Origin of the sequence: Haloferax mucosum ATCC BAA-1512, assembly GCF_000337815.1 — an archaeon.
GTDB lineage: Archaea > Halobacteriota > Halobacteria > Halobacteriales > Haloferacaceae > Haloferax > Haloferax mucosum.
On record NZ_AOLN01000011.1, the window covers coordinates 103,608 to 120,138 of the forward strand.

Annotated in this window: 19 protein-coding genes; 6 read left to right on the forward strand and 13 right to left on the reverse strand. The window is 60.5% G+C overall.

Annotation, left to right across the window (positions count from 1 at the left end):
* Positions 1–13: 13 nt before the first annotated feature.
* The 4 genes from C440_RS07255 to C440_RS07270 form a co-directional block, all read right to left on the reverse strand.
* A complete protein-coding gene (locus C440_RS07255) occupies positions 14–1,096 on the reverse strand; it encodes a geranylgeranyl reductase family protein (protein WP_008319698.1) in 1,083 nt (360 codons plus the stop codon).
* Positions 1,097–1,174: 78 nt separating this feature from the next.
* Entirely contained in the window at positions 1,175–2,167 is a 993-nt protein-coding gene (locus C440_RS07260; RefSeq protein ID WP_008319699.1) for a WD40/YVTN/BNR-like repeat-containing protein, read from the reverse strand.
* Positions 2,168–2,371: 204 nt separating this feature from the next.
* On the reverse strand, positions 2,372–5,320 hold the full coding sequence (gene uvrA / locus C440_RS07265; protein ID WP_008319700.1) for an excinuclease ABC subunit UvrA: 2,949 nt from the start codon (positions 5,318–5,320) through the stop codon (positions 2,372–2,374).
* Positions 5,321–5,416: 96 nt separating this feature from the next.
* Positions 5,417–5,773 carry a cell division protein SepF gene (locus tag C440_RS07270; RefSeq protein ID WP_008319701.1) on the reverse strand — a complete coding sequence of 119 codons (357 nt, stop codon included), beginning with the start codon at positions 5,771–5,773 and terminating at the stop codon, positions 5,417–5,419.
* A gap of 155 nt (positions 5,774–5,928) precedes the next feature.
* Here C440_RS07270 and C440_RS07275 point away from each other — a divergent pair, with 155 nt between their 5' ends.
* Entirely contained in the window at positions 5,929–6,651 is a 723-nt protein-coding gene (locus tag C440_RS07275; RefSeq protein ID WP_008319702.1) for a DUF1028 domain-containing protein, read from the forward strand.
* A gap of 43 nt (positions 6,652–6,694) precedes the next feature.
* Here C440_RS07275 and C440_RS07280 read toward each other — a convergent pair whose 3' ends face one another.
* Entirely contained in the window at positions 6,695–7,174 is a 480-nt protein-coding gene (locus C440_RS07280; RefSeq protein ID WP_008319703.1) for an RNA-binding protein, read from the reverse strand.
* 147 nt (positions 7,175–7,321) lie between these two features.
* Here C440_RS07280 and C440_RS07285 point away from each other — a divergent pair, with 147 nt between their 5' ends.
* The gene (locus C440_RS07285; RefSeq protein WP_049915601.1) at positions 7,322–7,636 is read left to right on the forward strand and encodes a DUF7562 family protein; all 315 of its coding nucleotides are present in this window, start codon (positions 7,322–7,324) and stop codon (positions 7,634–7,636) included.
* Positions 7,637–7,799: 163 nt separating this feature from the next.
* Positions 7,800–9,119, forward strand: a complete 1,320-nt coding sequence (locus C440_RS07290; protein WP_008319705.1) for an RNB domain-containing ribonuclease — start codon at positions 7,800–7,802, stop codon at positions 9,117–9,119.
* A 156-nt stretch (positions 9,120–9,275) separates the two neighbouring features.
* On the opposite strand, the gene C440_RS07295 is transcribed toward C440_RS07290, so the two are convergent.
* Entirely contained in the window at positions 9,276–10,886 is a 1,611-nt protein-coding gene (locus tag C440_RS07295; protein WP_008319706.1) for a PAS domain-containing protein, read from the reverse strand.
* A 219-nt stretch (positions 10,887–11,105) separates the two neighbouring features.
* Positions 11,106–11,267 (reverse strand): hypothetical protein, encoded by a 162-nt coding sequence (locus C440_RS17710; RefSeq protein WP_008319707.1) that lies wholly within the window; start codon positions 11,265–11,267, stop codon positions 11,106–11,108.
* Between the two features lie 209 nt (positions 11,268–11,476).
* On the opposite strand from C440_RS17710, the gene C440_RS07300 reads away from it, so the two are divergent.
* The 3 genes from C440_RS07300 to C440_RS17365 all read left to right on the forward strand — a co-directional run bounded on the left by C440_RS07300 (position 11,477) and on the right by C440_RS17365 (position 13,960).
* The gene (locus tag C440_RS07300; RefSeq protein ID WP_008319708.1) at positions 11,477–11,860 is read left to right on the forward strand and encodes a hypothetical protein; all 384 of its coding nucleotides are present in this window, start codon (positions 11,477–11,479) and stop codon (positions 11,858–11,860) included.
* Between the two features lie 51 nt (positions 11,861–11,911).
* Complete coding sequence (locus C440_RS17355) at positions 11,912–12,688, forward strand: hypothetical protein (RefSeq protein WP_152417855.1); 777 nt, start codon at positions 11,912–11,914, stop codon at positions 12,686–12,688.
* Positions 12,689–13,285: 597 nt separating this feature from the next.
* A complete protein-coding gene (locus tag C440_RS17365; RefSeq protein ID WP_152417856.1) occupies positions 13,286–13,960 on the forward strand; it encodes a hypothetical protein in 675 nt (224 codons plus the stop codon).
* Between the two features lie 546 nt (positions 13,961–14,506).
* Here C440_RS17365 and C440_RS07305 read toward each other — a convergent pair.
* From C440_RS07305 to C440_RS07320, 6 genes are read right to left on the reverse strand one after another with little or no spacing between them, the layout of a single operon-like run.
* Positions 14,507–15,508, reverse strand: a complete 1,002-nt coding sequence (locus C440_RS07305; protein ID WP_008319709.1) for a tyrosine-type recombinase/integrase — start codon at positions 15,506–15,508, stop codon at positions 14,507–14,509.
* Positions 15,505–15,675, reverse strand: a complete 171-nt coding sequence (locus C440_RS17715) for a hypothetical protein (RefSeq protein WP_008319710.1) — start codon at positions 15,673–15,675, stop codon at positions 15,505–15,507. The genes C440_RS07305 and C440_RS17715 overlap by 4 nt, the downstream gene beginning before the upstream one ends.
* The gene (locus tag C440_RS07310) at positions 15,672–15,863 is read right to left on the reverse strand and encodes a sigma factor-like helix-turn-helix DNA-binding protein (RefSeq protein ID WP_004044540.1); all 192 of its coding nucleotides are present in this window, start codon (positions 15,861–15,863) and stop codon (positions 15,672–15,674) included. The genes C440_RS17715 and C440_RS07310 overlap by 4 nt, the downstream gene beginning before the upstream one ends.
* Positions 15,860–16,030, reverse strand: a complete 171-nt coding sequence (locus C440_RS17505; protein WP_161605921.1) for a hypothetical protein — start codon at positions 16,028–16,030, stop codon at positions 15,860–15,862. The genes C440_RS07310 and C440_RS17505 overlap by 4 nt, the downstream gene beginning before the upstream one ends.
* Positions 16,027–16,260, reverse strand: a complete 234-nt coding sequence (locus C440_RS07315) for a DUF7389 domain-containing protein (RefSeq protein ID WP_008319711.1) — start codon at positions 16,258–16,260, stop codon at positions 16,027–16,029. Before C440_RS07315 ends, C440_RS17505 begins: the two co-directional genes overlap by 4 nt.
* On the reverse strand, positions 16,257–16,439 hold the full coding sequence (locus C440_RS07320) for a hypothetical protein (protein WP_008319712.1): 183 nt from the start codon (positions 16,437–16,439) through the stop codon (positions 16,257–16,259). Before C440_RS07320 ends, C440_RS07315 begins: the two co-directional genes overlap by 4 nt.
* Positions 16,440–16,531 lie beyond the last annotated feature (92 nt).

Sequence of the window (16,531 nt, forward strand, 5' to 3'; positions counted from 1 at the left end):
CGGCCCGCCCGCCTCAGAACAGTTTCTTCAGGTGTTCGCGCGAGAAAAAGGAACTCGGTCTGTCCATGTGGACACCGATTTCGCCCGAGAGCGACCGTAATCCGACGCGCTGGAGCCACTCGGGAAACGAGTAGCACTTTCTGACGAGGTGACCGAGTCGAATCTCTCGGGAGAGTTCGTCACGCCACGCGGCCTCGTAGTCGGCGAGGGTTGCCGGGTCGTCGGGGTCGATGGTTTCGGCGGCGTGGTCCGCGGCGGTCATCCCGTAGAGGATGCCACCGCCCGTAAAGGGCTTCGTCTGTGCGGCCGCGTCGCCGATGAGGAACGCGCGGTCGGTCGTCGTCCGGTCCAGCGGGCCGATGGGAATCGCACCGGAACAGAAGTGCTCTGTCTCCACGTCGTACGTGTCGGTGAGCACGTCGAACATCTCGTTGACTTCGGCGCCCGGCGGCGCGGCGAGGCCGTACTCGACGCCCGCGTCGCCGCGCGGGATGCGCCACGCGAAGAATCGCGGGACAGTGAGGTGGACATCCACGAAGTCGCCGTCGTCCGGGTCGGGGTCGAACGCGAGAACGCCGTGGAGCGTCTCACCGGGTTCGGGGAGGTCGAGCGACCGCCGAACCCGGGACGCTGGCCCGTCGCATCCGGCGACCATCTTCGCATCGAACGCGACGGTTCCGGCCTCGCCAGCGACGCTTACGGTCAGTCGGACCCGATCGTCGAGTTCGTCGATGGCGGTGACGGTGTAGCCCTCTCGAACGTCCGCGCCGGCCTCACGGGCGCAATCGGCGAGCGTCCGGTCGAGTTCGACGCGGTCGATGACGTTCGAGACTTCGGTCTGTTTGTAAAACGGGTAGGCCTTCGAGTTCGGGCCGCCGACGTGGAAGTCGGCCCCGTAGATGCGATTCTGAAAGAGGTGGTCGCGGGCCTCGTCGGGGACGTAGTCCCAGATGTCGGTGCTGACGTGGCCGGAGCACGCGAGGGGCGTTCCGACCTCGCCTTTCTCCAGTGCGAGCACGTCGTAGCCCGCCTCGGCCGCGCGACGAGCGAACCGCGCGCCGGCGGGACCGACGCCGACGACGGCGAAATCGTACATAATCGGGGGTCGACGCGACGGCTCATGAATCTTCTCGCTTCGGTCCGGCGGTGAGACGGTTGCGAGTGACCCGAATCGCTACGCCACAACCGCGAGTCCCGACGCAGTCTGTCGCTCCCCCGACCACGGCACGTCGAGCCGGTTCCACGAGTCGCCGAACTCGACGGTCCGGTAGAGACCGCGGTCGTTCGCGGCGTAACACTCGCCAGCTTTTCGTCCGGAAGCCAAGACAGCGCGCGTGACGCCGGCTCCGGTCGGAAGGCCAGTCTCGTCGAGGCGTTCCCACGGCTCGTCGCCGCGACGGCGGTAAAGGAAGGACTCCGCAGTTTCGACCGAGTGGGCGCGCATCGCGCTGTTCGCGGCGCTCATGAGGACTGCCTCCGGGTCCTTCGGGTCGGCAACGACACTCCAGCAGTATCCGTGGCCGAGACCTTCTGTTGGCGTCGTCCACGTCTCCCCGCCGTCGTCGCTCTCGGCGTAGCCGTCGCCCGCGGCCGCCCAGACGTGCCCCGGTCTGTCGGGGTGCGTCGCCATCGAGTGTGTGTCGCGTTTGCTCGACGGCACGCGGTCCTGCCACGTCTCGCCGCCGTCGAACGACCGAACGAGCGCGCCGGCCTCGACCGCGACGAAGAGCCTGTCGGGGTCCGCTGGGTCGAGTTCTATCCAGCGCACGTGGTGGGTGTGCGGCCGCGGGGGAAACGCCCACGTGTCCGCCGAATCGAGGTCGGAGAGCGGTGCGAGTTCGGTCCACGTCTCGCCGCCATCCGCAGACCTGAACACGGCCGAGGGTTCGGTTCCGGCGTACACGACGTCCGGGTCGGCAGGCGAGAGTGCGAGGCTCGTCACCGACTCCAAGACGGTATCTTCCCCCACGGAACGCCACGTCTCGCCCCCGTCAGTCGTCCGAAACACGCCGTCGTCGAAGGTGCCGCAGAAAGCCCGCCCCGGCTCTCGCCGGTCGGCGGCGACGCACTCGATTCGGTGGTCGTCGAGGCGGCGGTGCGTCCTCGGGTCGTCCGGAGACCCGAAAACAGAGAGAACCGCGCTGTTTACTGCCGCGTAGAGGTGCATGGTCGAGATACGTGTCGGACGAGTAAAAAGTCGGGCGAGAAGCGGCACGTCAGGCAGTGGTCCGTCGTCGCCGACTACGACAGATCGCGGCGGTCGAACACCTCGGTTGCGTCGGCTACTGGTGGTACCCGTCGGTGACCTCGCGGCCCGTGAAGCGATGGTAGAAACGAACCCGAGCGAAATGAGTCGGCGCTCGGAACGCTCTTAGTCGTCGTTCGGAATCTTCGCGGGTTTGCGTCGGTCAGAACGCGGGCCGTCTGCGTCCACGTCGGGGAGGTAATCGCGGAGATACCGGCCCGTGTGAGAATCGGGATTGCGCGCGACTGCTTCGGGCGTGCCGCTGGCGACGATTGTGCCACCGCCGTCACCGCCTTCCGGACCGAGGTCGATGATGTTGTCCGCGTTCTTCACGAGGTCCAGTTCGTGTTCGACCACGAGGACGGTGTTACCGTTGTCAACGAGACGCTGGAGGACGTCGATGAGCTTGCGCTCGTCTTCCTTGTGGAGACCCGTCGTCGGTTCGTCGAGCAAGTAGAGCGTGTCCCCGGTCTGTTTCTTGCCGAGTTCCTCCGCGAGTTTGACGCGCTGGGCCTCGCCGCCGGAGAGGGTCGTCGAGGGCTGTCCGAGTTGCATGTAGCCGAGACCGACGTCGTGGAGGAGTTGGAGACGGCGGCGAATCTGCGAGTTCGCCTCGAAGAATTCGAGCGCCTCGTCGACTTCCATCTGCAGGACGTCCGCGATGGTCTTGTCCTTGTATCGAACGTCGAGGGTTTCGGCGTTGTAGCGGTCGCCGTGACACTCCTCGCACGGCACGTACACGTCCGAGAGGAAGTTCATCTCGATTTTGACGTTCCCCTGGCCCTTACAGGCTTCACAGCGCCCGCCTTTGACGTTGAACGAAAAGCGGCCCTTCTCGTAACCGCGCTGTTTCGAGAGTTTCGTCTGTGCGAACAGTTCGCGGACGTAGTCGAAGACGCCGGTGTAGGTCGCAGGGTTCGACCGCGGGGTGCGGCCGATGGGCGACTGGTCGATGAGTCGCACCGTCTCGATTTCGTCGTAGCCCTCGATTGCGTCGTGTTCGCCGGGGTCTACGGAGGTGTTGTCGTTCATCCGGCGGGCGAGTCCCTTGTAGAGGATGTCGTGCATCAGCGTGGACTTGCCCGAGCCGGAGACGCCGGTGATGGCGGTGAACGTCCCGAGCGGGATGGGCACGTCGAGGTTCTTGAGGTTATGCTGACGCGCGCCGCGAACGACGAGTTCGCCGTCGCCGTCGCGTCGAGTTTCGGGCACGTCGATGTCCTTGCGCCCCGAGAGATAGTCGGCCGTGATGGAGTTGTCGGCCGCGACGATGTCGTCGAAGTCGCCCTGTGCGACGACTTCGCCGCCGCGTTTGCCCGGTCCCGGACCCATGTCGATGATTTCGTCGGCCCGGCGCATCGTCTCCTCGTCGTGCTCGACGACGATGAGCGTGTTTCCGAGGTCGCGCAGGCCTTCGAGCGTGTTCAGGAGTTTGTCGTTGTCGCGCTGGTGAAGGCCGATAGACGGCTCGTCGAGGACGTAGAGGACGCCGACGAGACCCGACCCGACCTGCGTGGCGAGTCGAATCCGTTGGGATTCACCGCCGGAGAGCGTCGCCGCCTCGCGGTCCAGCGTCAGGTATTCGAGACCGACTTCGGTCATGAAGCCGAGACGGGCGCGAATCTCCTTGAGAATCTCCTGTGCGATGGTTCGGTCGCGCTCCGAGAGGTCGGTTTCGAGTCCTTCGAAGTGGTCGAGCGCGCCCGCGATGGTCATCCGGTTGACTTCGGGGAGCGAGGTGTCGCCGACGCGGACGTGACGCGACTGCTCTTTGAGGCGCGACCCGTCGCATTCCGGGCAGGTCGTGACGGCCATGAACTCCTCTATGTGGTCGCGGGTCCGGTCGGAATCCGTCTCGATGTGGCGGCGTTCGAGGTTGCCGACGACGCCCTCGAAGGGGTGTTCTTTGTGTCGCGTACCGTTTTTCGTCGTCCACTCGAACACCACGTCCTCGGTGGTTCCGAAGAGGAAGGCGTCCTGAATTTCCTCGTCTAACTCTTCGAACGGCGTGTTCACGCTGATTCCGAAGTGGTCCGCAACGTTGTCGAGTTGCCGCTGGTAGTACGTCCGGTTGTAGCTCCACGGCTCGAAGACGTGTTTGACCGGTTTCGACGGGTCGGTGACGACGAGGTCGGGGTCAACCTCTTTTGCTTCGCCGAGGCCTTCGCACTCCGGGCACGCGCCGTGCGGACTGTTGAACGAGAACGAGCGCGTCTCGATTTCGGAAAAGCGGAACGACGAGTTCGGGTTGCCGAGTTCCTCGGAGAACTCCACGACGAGCCGGTCGTCGCCGTCGCCCGCGAGCGAGCCTGTCGAGCGCGTGTTGGACGCGAAGGGGAGGTCTTCGGGCGGGTCCGGGACGATGAGTTTGAGGACGCCGTTTGCCTCCTCCAGTGCGGTCTCGACCGAGTCGGCGATGCGAGAGCGCGCGTCGGGTGCGACCGTCACGCGGTCAACGACCACGTCGATGGTGTGGTCGTAGTTCTTGTCGAGTTCGGGCGTCTCGAACGAGAGATCGAACTCTTCGCCATCGACTTCGACGCGGGCGTAGCCGTCGGAGACGAGGTCAGAAAAGAGGTCCTTGAACTCCCCTTTCTGGTCGCGGACGACCGGCGCGACGACTTTCGCGCGGGTTCCCTCGGGCAGTTCGAGAATCTGGTCAACCATGTCCTGTGCAGACTGTTCGCCGACTTCCTCACCGGTAATCGGGTCGTACTGCGTGCCGACGCGGGCGTACAGCAGTCGAAGGTAGTCGTGAAGCTCCGTGACGGTCCCGACGGTCGAACGCGGGTTGTTCGCTCCGTTTTTCTGGTCGATGGAGATAGCGGGTGACAGCCCTTCGACCGCCTCGACTTTCGGCTTGTCCATCTGGCCGAGGAAGTTCCGCGCGTACGCCGACAGCGATTCGATGTAGCGGCGTTGGCCCTCGGCGTAAATCGTGTCGAACGCGAGGGAGGATTTGCCCGACCCCGACAGCCCGGTGACGACCGTAAACGTCTCGCGGGGAACGCGGACGTCGAGGTCCTTGAGGTTGTGCTCTTCGGCACCACGAACCTCGATGTGGTCCTTGCTCATTCGGACGACTCTAAGGACGAGGGGACCGAATAGGCATCGGTTCGGGCCATCCGAACCGTATGTTGCGGGTCTCCCGCCCGCAGTGAAATCGAAGAATTAGGTGTTGAGTTTGCGGCGTGCGATGGAGACGCCAGACGGCGTGATGATGATTTGGTCGTCACCCTTCTGGACGATGTCGCCATCGACCTCACGCGCGACCTGTCGGAGGTCGTCGATGATGTGTTCCATCGTGTTGTCGGAGGTCGTGTGTCGAGTGATGTCGGCAATAACGAGGTCGCCGTCGTAGACGGCGTCCTTGATGGCGATGAGGTCCTGTTGTCCGCCGATTTCCGCGATGTGGACCGAGATGCCTGCCTCTCCGCGAGCGGTGTCAAAGTCGTCGAGGTCGAGTTCGACGTAGTCCTCGGTCGTTCGGGAACCACCACCACCGAGAATCTTACTCATGATACCCATAGCACGTAGAGCGGTCACGATGGGGTTAGTTCTTACGTCAGACGTTTATCGGATTTCAGACACGAGTCGATGGTCGGCGGGCGAATCGCGGGGCGACCGCCTCGGTTGCACACGCTTCCGCCGGGTGTTTACCGCGCGGGCAACTGTCTCACGGTATGACCCTGAGCATCTGTGTCCACGAATCGTACGTCGATGCCGACGGCCGCGACCAAGACCGGTTCGGCATCGCCGTGACGACGCGCCTGCCGGGAGTCGGCGCCGTCTGTCCCTTCGTGAGCGAACACGGCGTGGTGGCGACGCAGGCGGTCACGAACGTCGAACTCGGCCGCAGAGGCCTCTCGTATCTCGAAGACGGTCTCGCGGTGGACGACGCCCTCCAATCGCTCCTCAACGCCGACGACAAGCGCGCGGCGCGTCAACTCCACGGCGTCGATGCCGACGGGACGTTTGCGTTCACGGGCGACGACTGCCTCGGGTGGGCCGGTCACCGAGAAGCGAGCGGCGACGAAAGACAACACGACCGCCGAGCGGGTGGCAACTACACCGTCGCCGGAAATCTGCTCACGGACGAATCGGTCCTCGACGCGACCGCCGACGCCTACGAAGAACGCGCCCGCGATGGCGGCCGCGACGGACTGCTCGTGAAACGCCTCATCGACGCGCTCGGCGCGGGCCACGCCGCGGGCGGCGACAAGCGCGACGACCTCGAAATCCAGAGCGCGGCGGTCGTCGTCGCCTCGACCGAAGACCGGGCGATGGACCCGTCCTACAACGACCTTCGCGTTGACGCGTCGAAAACGCCACTGCGCGACCTGCGCGAGACGTTTGCGCTGGCACACGAGGGGTACGAAGCGGCCATCGAGAAGTACGCCGAGTGAGTCGATGCGGCCGACTCGAACGCGGGCGTGACCGACCCGAAAATCAGACCGAGAAGTCGAAGAGGTCGTCGCCGACGTGGTGGATGGATTCGACGACCTTCCCGGAGTCGCCGACGAGGTCGTCGCCGTCTTCCAGCGCGCGCCCGACCGCGAGAACCTTTCCGTGCGTCTCCTCGGCGATGGCGACGAGGTCGCCTGCTTCGATGGTGTCGTCGGCTTCGGTGATGCCGGGGCGCATCACGTCGGCCCCGCTGGAGACGAACGATACCGCGCCCGCGTCCACGGTGACGACGTTCGTCGTCGGCGGGAACTGGTTCGCGCCTTTGACCGTCAAGAACGGCTGGTCGTCGATGTACATGACCGCGGGTTCGCCGTCAACGAGAACGATGTCGTAGTCGGCGTCGGCGAATTCGACCGCTTCGAAGGCGTCGCCGTCGAGGCGGACGCCGAGTGACGATTCGATGGACTCGCACAACGCGTCGATTTCGTCGCTCCGGAGGTGATGGCGAGATTTGACCTTCATACCGGGTCGTGGACGCTCACTGCCGATAAATCGACCGCTCCGCGTCGAGCCGGAACCTCGTTTTTCTGCGGGACAGTGGCGTCTGTCGGACAGTCGTCAGACGGCATGGGAACAACTGCTAAGTACGATTGGGTCGTGCTCACAGATATGTGGCGCTCCCGGACCAACCGGGACCGGAAGCGAGTCGTGTGCATTGCATGCGGTGACTCGGTTGCCCGGTCGGCGGCGCGCGAATACGACAAAGAGGGGAACCGCTGGGAACGACACGGCAAGCGATTCGAACACCTTTGTAAGGCCTGTTACCGAGGGCTTTGCCACCAGCCGCGCGAGGAACTCGAAGGACTCCTCGTCGATATCGAAGAACACGGTATCTCCGACGAGGAGTTCTTATTGCGCTATTTCGACGCCGTCAAAGAGCGATACGAATCGCCCGGCGAGCGCGGCCGGTGGGACGAAAACTGACGCGACTCGTCTTCCGCCGTCGCAAACGGCGTGCCGCGAATCGAAGTGTGCGTAACTCCGCGTTGTGCAGGGTGTAACACCCGTCTCGGAGTGACTTCGTTTTCTTCGGTGCTCGCGCGTCGCCCCCGACACGCATTTCTCCTTGCCCCGTTTAGTCGGGGCTATGTCAGACGACTCGCAGGCGTACGCCGGAACCGCCGAAGGGCAAGGACCGGTCGAAATTGACGCCGAACTCGCGCGACACCTCCAGAACAAGCGCGAGGAGTTGTTCAAGGAGTTCGAAATCCGCGACCAGTTCCCGCCGGAAGTCCTCTCGGAGGCGCGCACGCGAACCGAGGGCGTCCACGAAGAGATCGAAGACGAACTGGAGCACCGACAGGACCTTCGTGACCTGACGACGTGGACGACAGACCCCGTAGACGCACAGGACTTCGACGACGCCCTGAGCATCCGCGAGAACGACGAGACGTACACGCTGTGGGTCCACATCGCCGACGTGACTCACTACGTCCACCCCGGCTCAGAGATGTGGGCCGAGGCCGTCAAGCGCGGCAACACCGTCTATCTCCCCGCCTACACCATCCACATGCTCCCGCCGGCGCTGGCCGAGACGGTCTGTTCGCTCGTTCCAAACGAGGACCGACTGGCGCACACCGTCGAGATGGAGATCAAAAAGGACACGCTCTCGTTCGAATCTATCGACATCTACAAGTCCGTCATTCACTCCGACGAGCGACTCACGTACACGCAGTGTGAGAACCGCCTCGACGACCCCGAACTGCCGCTTCACGAGGAGAACGCGCTGGTGTTCGACCTCGCCGACCAACTCCACGAACAGCGCAAGGAAGACGGCTCGCTCGTTCTCAACCCGAGCCGCGACCGCGCACACACCATCATCGAAGAGTGCATGCTGAAGGCCAACAAGGCCGTCACGCACGAACTCATGTGGAACCGCGGCGTCGAAGCGATGTACCGCGTCCACCCACAGCCGACCCCCGACCAGTGGGACAAGGCGCTCCGCGAAATCACCGAACTCGACGGCGTGAGCATCAAGTCCACGTCGTGGGACGAACCACGAAAGGCCGTCAACGACGCGCTCGAAAGCGCGAACTCCCGCGCACTCAATAAGATTCAGCGCGCCGTCCTGAAGGTCATGCCCCGCGCGAAGTACATGAACGACCCATTCGGTGGCCACTACGCGCTCAACTTCGACATCTACGGCCACTTCACGTCGCCCATCCGCCGGCTGTCGGACCTCATCAACCACTGGATCGTCCACGAAAACGACGTGCCCGAAGACCTCGTGGAACTCTGTGACCGCGCATCCGACCGGCAGAAGGACGCCGAGACGGCCGAGCGACTCTACAAGCAGTTCCTCCAAGAAGTCGGTCTCGACCCGTACGCCGTCAACAACCGCGGTATCGTCACCGTTGACGACGATGGCGACGTTATCGACGAAAACGGTCTCCCGCCGAGCGAGTAAGGCGACACCGCGACCCCAACTCGAATTTATTTCTCGTCGTACTGTGCCACCCAGACGTGTTTCGATGAGTTCTACGTAGCTCTCTGTCAACGTGCTCGGCTTCGATTCACAACCTGAACCGAACTTGTGGTGTCGCCGAAGACACACGCGAACGAGTTACTGCTCGCGGTCGGCATCCGCCGCGCTGTCGAGTTGAGCGAGTTTCACCCGAGCGTGGTCGACCAGCAGTTCGGCGAACTCTTGGTCGGAGTCGTCGAACGCGCCGACTTCGCTGAACACCGCCTGAAAGGTTCCGAACGTGCCGATGGGGACGGTCATCACCGACCGGTAGTCGGGGACCGCCGGTGTGACCTCGGTCGCTCTGAGGTCGTCGATGACGATGGTCTCTTGGCGGTTGTACGCCCGCGCGGCGAACGTCTCGTTCGCTTCGAGGGACGTTCGCTCGAAGAACTCGGCGTCTCGGCTGTTGAGCTTCCACGCTTCCTGAATCAGGTACTCGCCGCGGCGGACATCGACCGCCACGAGGTCGAAATTCAATACGTTTTCTGCGGTCTCGACGAGCGTCTCGTAGACCATCCCCTCGTCGGACGACTGCTCTATTTTCTGGGCGGCCTCGTGGAGAGCCGTCAACGTCCGCTCTCGTTCCTTTCGCGCGGTGATGTCAACAGCGGCACCGACGGTCGCAAACACCGCGCCGTCGTCGTCGAAAATCGGCGTCACCCGAACGAGATGCACGCGCGTCCCGCGCGTCGTTTCGACTTCGTCCTCCCGTTCGAGCGGTTCGCCCGTCGAGAGGACGCGCTCGTCGATGGCCCGAAACTGCGCGGCGCGTGCTTCGTCGAACACCTCGTCCACTCGCTTTCCAATGGCGTCTCGCTCGTTTTCGATGCCGAATAACTCCCGAAAATTCTGGTTGAGAAGGACGAGATTGCTGTCCGTGTCTCGCATCCAGAGCGCGGCCTGTACGCTATCGAGAACACCCTGAAGTCGCCTCGTCTGTGCTTCGAGTTCCCGCTCTCGTCGCTTGCGCTCGGTGATGTCTTGAAAATAAATGTACAGCCCGTCTCCGTCTTCGGTCGGGAAAATCCGCTCTTCGACCCACCGGTTCGGGTTGATGTCGGACCGAGCCTCGATCGTCCGCATCTCGCCGGTTTCGAGAACGCGTTTGTACTCCGCGAACGCCGTGTTCGGCTGTCCCGCGACGATGTCGTCGCGGTAGTTCTTGCCGATGAGTTCCTCGCGTGCGAGTCCCGTCAGTGCCACCGTCTGTTCGTTCACGTCGGTGACCGTGAACTCGGCGTTCATCTCGACGAATCCGTCGGTGATTCGGGTGAGCGTCTGACGTCGCCGCCGGTTGGCACGCTCGGATTGGCGGCGCGCTCGGTACTGCTCGACGGTGTTCGTGATGCGGTTCGCTAAGACGGTGAACTGGCTGGTACTCGTCTCCTTTTGAATGTAATCAGTCGCGCCCGCCGAAATCGCGTCCGCCGCGACTTCTTCCGAGCCTTTGCCCGTAAAGAGGATAAACGGGAGGTCGGGGTACTCCTCGCGGACCGCGTTGAGAAAGTCGATGCCGGTCCGGCCGGGCATATCGTAGTCGCTGACGACACAGTCGATGTCCGTCTCGGCAAGTCGTCGAAGCCCGTCTTCGGCACTGGTCTCGGACACAACGTCGAGCCGCTCGTTCTCACGTTCGAGAAACGTGGCAGTCAGGTCCGTCGAATCCGGGTCGTCATCTACGTGCAGTGCGCGAATCGGGCCGGACATAGACCAGTATTTCATAGTTGTTGAATATAGTAATTCTGATTATAAAATGACATAATCAGCTATCGAATCAGGTACTCTCTCCCGTCCGAATTCTGAACGACGCCGAGTGTATCGGGGTCGTCTCGTCGCAAACTGCCGCAGGGCCTCTCCGCACGGGAGTTCAGGTGACAAAGGTAAGCCGAGTAATGCCGTCGTCGGGGAAGAATAGGTGTGTCGTTTCTACTGACTCGTCGCGTCACGTCTCTCGTCGAGTCCACACGCCCACCGGTAGTGCGGATGGACCCAGACGAGCGACGTCGCGCGCGTCTCCACCCACGCCGTCGGGTCGCACAACCGCTGTGAGAGTGACTCCGCGTTCGTGAGTGGAAGGAAGGCATGCATCGGGACGTTGTGGACACCCCGGAAGAGGAAACTGCATGACAGCGACAGCCTCCGAGAGTGTCCACCACCACACCACCCCCGTGGCCGCATACTTACTTACAGCATGGCCCCATTTGGCCGGACCCCGGTGGTCACCCGAATCCCGAATTTCCGGGATTTTCGGTGTCGGTCAACTCGAGGAGACGAAAAATCGAGGTGGGTCATAGGTCATGCCGACGAATCGTTCCAAGAAGGCGGCGAGATACGGGGCGCTCGCCGAGCGTGCTGCTCGAGAGCGGTACGGACTGGAGATGGAACACACGAGTTGGTACGACGCGAAGACGAGCGACGGGACTCCTGTCGAGATCAAGGCCGCGATGCTGAACAGGGCGAGCGGGAAGACTGGGCGGTTTCGAGTGTTCAAGCGGTATCATAAAAAACTGATAGACGAAGGTGGGGTCTACGTCTTTGTATGCTATACTGCAAGAGGTAGGGGAATCAGAATCGCTCGAATGAGAACTGTCGATGCGTCCTGTTTGCGATTAAAATTCTATGGGGCAGGTGGCCACCGAGAGAGCAACCAAGCAAAAATACCACCTGAGAAGATATTCTGATTCCTTTCCAAATATACTCAATTTGTTTACAATGTAGGTCATATATGAGATATGGCAGAGAGTGGAACGCCACCGTCTGGTCTTGATAACGTAAATATGGAAACCGTCTCGCTCGCAATTAGTGCAGTAAAGACCTTTGGTGGAACCGTGATTGCATGGTTGAACTATTTTAATGACGACGAAGATGCTGTAGAGATATTCAAAGAGAAGTTACGTGGGGTTAATATCGAGATAGGGTTTTCAGAATCTCCATCGCTGTGTCGTCCATTCAAACAGCCACCAACCCCAGATTGGGAAAAGAGTAGAGAAGAGGTTAATCTGCTAACCGAACAGAAGACGACGACATTCGAACTTCAGAGAGATAGGTCCGAACTCATCTTTATCAGATTCACCCAAGTTGGGCAACTTGTGTCGAAATGTATTGATATTGGAATTGTCCTAGAACAACCAATAGAAATACTGAGTGGGCCAGGTGTACCTACCAACATTGATTCCTCGACCAGATATGAGTCAGAAGTTCTTATTCCCCAATCCATATTGAACGAACTTGAATCAGTGCCTGAGAAACATAATAAAGTAGTACCAGGATACTCCAATTTGGTTGGTTCACTCGATTTGGACTGGACACCATATTTCCCGCCAATTCGTAGTAAATACGAAATTAAAGGCAAAGTCCGAGGAGATATCTTTCCCGGAGACTCAATTCTCATACCCTTGTGGATTGCCACACCAAAGGAAGAGTCAGATCACTCAATCCATGTTATTGCCAATCCTCAAAACCCAGAAATCATGCCGACATATGAAGAACTGAAGTTGAGTATCTCTTAATTCACCAGAGTTCGTTACACGTTCGTGAAGGAAGTGGTATACGTCAAACCCCTTACTTCGCCTGTTTCGTCTGGAACATCGACCCCCGAAGGTACCACCCTGTATTTTTTCGCGCCGCAGGCGCGTGCCCTTAGGCACACTTCCTAAGGGGGTCTTCCCACGTAGGGGGAAGACATCCCGTCCGTCGACCTCGGACGGTCACCTTGAGGACGAGTCGGAGCCGCCACTAACACAACTCGGGCTGACGGTCGTCGGTGGTGACGATGAGTGAACTAACCGACCTGCTGTTGCAGACGACCGACCCAGTCGTGGTGCTCATGCTGGTCGGTCTAGGGATGTATGTTCGGGACGTGAAGGCTACCACGACGATATCGACGCAGTCCGGTCGCGGATTGGTCGGTTGGAGAATGCGTATATTCCGGATGGGGGTGAAGTGATTAACGAGAACAAAGTCAACTAACGATTGACTTCTCGATGTATTCAGTTTACACGTGTAGAAGTCTGTTTTCCAGACCATTCCATACATTATAACAGAGCTCCAATAATACTGAATATTGATTATAGTTGATATTGTATTGTGAACTAGAGGACATATCAATGGAAAATAAACCAGGGGTAGAAAAGAGTGTAGAGGCGTATATTGATGCTTGGGAATTCTTTGGGGATAAAAGATTTGACGTTCAAAATTTAGAGAACGAACTCTTACGGAATAGAGACCCAGCAGATGTACCCGAAGGCTCAAAATTAGACGGACGTTTGTACAGAGCCGCCGCATTAGGTCTGGTAGAGACCTACGGTAAAAAAGAATACAGGGTGGTTGTTTCTCCAGAATCAGAAGAAGACAGTTGGCGAGAGGTAATTCAAAAACACATCAATTGGATTCAAGGTGAAATTCAAAGCCAGATGGAGGCTAGAGAGGAGGAATCAGTGGAAGAACCAGAAGAAAAACCCAGGGAAAAAGAAGAACCAAAAATATTATCTTTTGAAGGACACGAATACATGTCTACTTTTGTAGGTCCAAGTAACGAAGTAAAGGACCAAGGTAGGTTCTATCAAACGATGCTAGATCCAGATAAACATGATGGGGTCGTCTTGCGCTCTTATCAGAATGTGGCTGAAAGTACTCGGGAATTAGCTGAAGAGATCTGTAACGATGATGAAATAGCAGAGACCGGCTGTATGTTTCGTTTTAGGATCGAAGATGAAGACCTCGTAAATGTTGAAGGGGACCGCGAGTATCGTGTATACCTTCGTGAAATCCGATTTAGTTAAAATCGGTTCTAAATTTCCAATCGAGGACAAGAGACTCAACCATTCAGAATTTCGTAGAAAAGGCCAGATATCTCGACACCACTAAGATTAGCTTCATAAAAGGTCTGAGTCAGTAAGACCACCCTACCAAGCGACTTGTTGGCGGCCTCGGAGCCACCAAGTCCCCAGAAAACCCGTCCTGACGACGCTCCGACCGACGTACCCACAGCTAACGAATATTTTCTTACGAGACACTATGCGACTGGAATCTTAGTTAGTGAATCGGTGGTGGCTGGTCTGAGTCGAGATTTATCGGCTATCGACCCCCGTCAGTCTCGGCGTTACCAACAAGTGTTACAGCAAGAGACTACGAGACAGCCGTCTCTCGGTCCTTCGATTCTTCCGTAAAATTCGGATGGACTCGCGGGGTCCCCGTGAGCGAAGCGAACGGGGGCAAGCGAGTCCATTGACTGCAGTGAACGTAGTGAACGAAAGGAAATGGACTCGCGGGGAAGGTCCCGGTCGGGAATCGCACGGGGCTGTGCGGCTGGCAGGTAGTGTTGTGACTCATGGCAGGTTCTGGATTCGAACGTTCATCTTCTCGCGCGGGGTCCGCGCGTCGTAGTGCTGGTACAGGATGTCGAGCGACACGTCCGACCGCTCCGAAATCGTCTCCGGCGAGACCTCGCGGTTGAGGTAGGCCGTGATGTGTCCTCGACGAACGGCGTGGGGCGACCGCGACGACGGGCACCGACTCGGATAGCCGTCTGACCCGACCGCGTCGCACGTCGCTGGCTCGCGGTCGTGCGGGCACTCGCCGTATTCGCAGGGGCGCGTCAGCTTCCCGACCCACTTGTAGATGGTATCGCCGGTCGGACGCCCGTACTTCGACGTTATCAGCGGGCGGCGGCCGTGGTCGTCGGTAACGCTGTGACGGTTCGTCGCGGCGTACTCGTCTACAATCTCGAACCACTCAGGGCCGAGGTAGACCCACCGCTCGCCTTTCGTGCCGTTCTTCAGTGCCGTATCGGTCTCCGGCCGGTGGACCAACTCGACGGCGTGGTCGTCGGCGTGGAGGTCGCGGACATCGAGTGCCCGAAGCGAACCCCGACGCATCCCAGTTCGCCAGAGCAACGCCATGATGACGTGCTCGCGGCTGGCGTACTGGTAGCGGTCAAGATAGCTGAGAATCGCCTCGGCACGGTCTGCCGACAAGTGGATGTCTCGTGCTTCGGCACCGTCAGGGAGTTCCGGAGCGTGGACACGCTCGCGTAGTCCCTCCTCGACGCCCTCAATGTCAGCCCAGTAGCCGAGTGCCGCGCGTACGGTGCTGAGTTGCTTCTGAAGCGTAATCGGGGCGATGTCTCCCCGACGCCACGCAACGAAGTCGGCGAGGTCGCGGCCGGAGAGGTCGTTTAGGTTCTCGATGCCGACCTCCTCGCACCAGTCGAGGAAGTGGTTCAGCCGAGTGCGCGAGTTCTGCAGGGTCGACTCGCGGACGCTCGGTTCACGGTGACGCAGGAAGCGCGTGACGCCCTCCTCGGGGGAGAGCGGTTCGAGGTCGGTCACTCGTCTCCCTCCGCTTCGTCAGGCCACCGGACGAGGTAGTGCGCGCCGCTACGGGAGATGTCGTGGATGATGCCGAGGTCGTCGTCGTCGAGGTTGTTGTTGACCTCTCTGGCGGTTTCTGAATCCCACGCTTCACCAATTTGAGCGATGATTTCGAGGTCGGTCACGCTCCACCCCGCTTGTCGAGCTTGCGCCGAGCACGGTACAGGAGCGTCCGCACAGTCGACGGGTCACGTCCGGTCCGACGGGCGAACTCGGTCGGCGTCTCGTCGCCCTCGTCGACGGCGAGGTAGGCGTCAGTCTCCGCGGGCGAGAGTCCCGCGGTGAACGTCCCGAGATTCGTCTGGGCGCTCATGGTTTCCTCCAGCCAGCGAACACGCGTTCGCCGCAGTACTCGTGAACGACGTAGTCGGTGACTCCAGCGACCCGCGCGAACTCGTCTAAGTGGTTGACCTCGACGCTCATGTGGGGGTCGTCGGAGTACACGCGCCGTCCGCAGACTGCGCAGGAAACGACGCTCACGCGTTGACACCTCCGAGTTCCGTCTGGGCGTCGTCGTGTCGATGGCGACCGTCGGGCTGGATGGTGCGGATGTCGTCGGCCCACTCGCGCAGTCGCTCGCGGGCACCGTTCACCTTCTCGTCGAGTTCTTCGAGGGAGTCGGCCGAGACCTCGACCTGCATCTTCTCTTTGTCCTGTGACCCGGTGCCGCGGGTGACGACGAGCTTCACGTCGAACGACTCGTCACTCATTCCTCTAGCACCTGCTCGACGTTCTCGCGCGGGACCCACGTCGAGGACGGGCCGCCGCAGAGACGGACGTAGTCGTCGTAGATTTCGATGCGGCCCTCGTGTCGGGCACTCGCACCTTCGTAGTAGAACGCAGTACCGTTCTCAATGACGGCGACAGGCGTCGGGTGAACGGTCGTCACGAGTGAACCACCTCGCCGCAGTCGCAGTACGCAACGCTGGACTTACGTGCCGCGCGCGACTGCTCCGAATCGGGGACCTCCGGGTTGCTGGC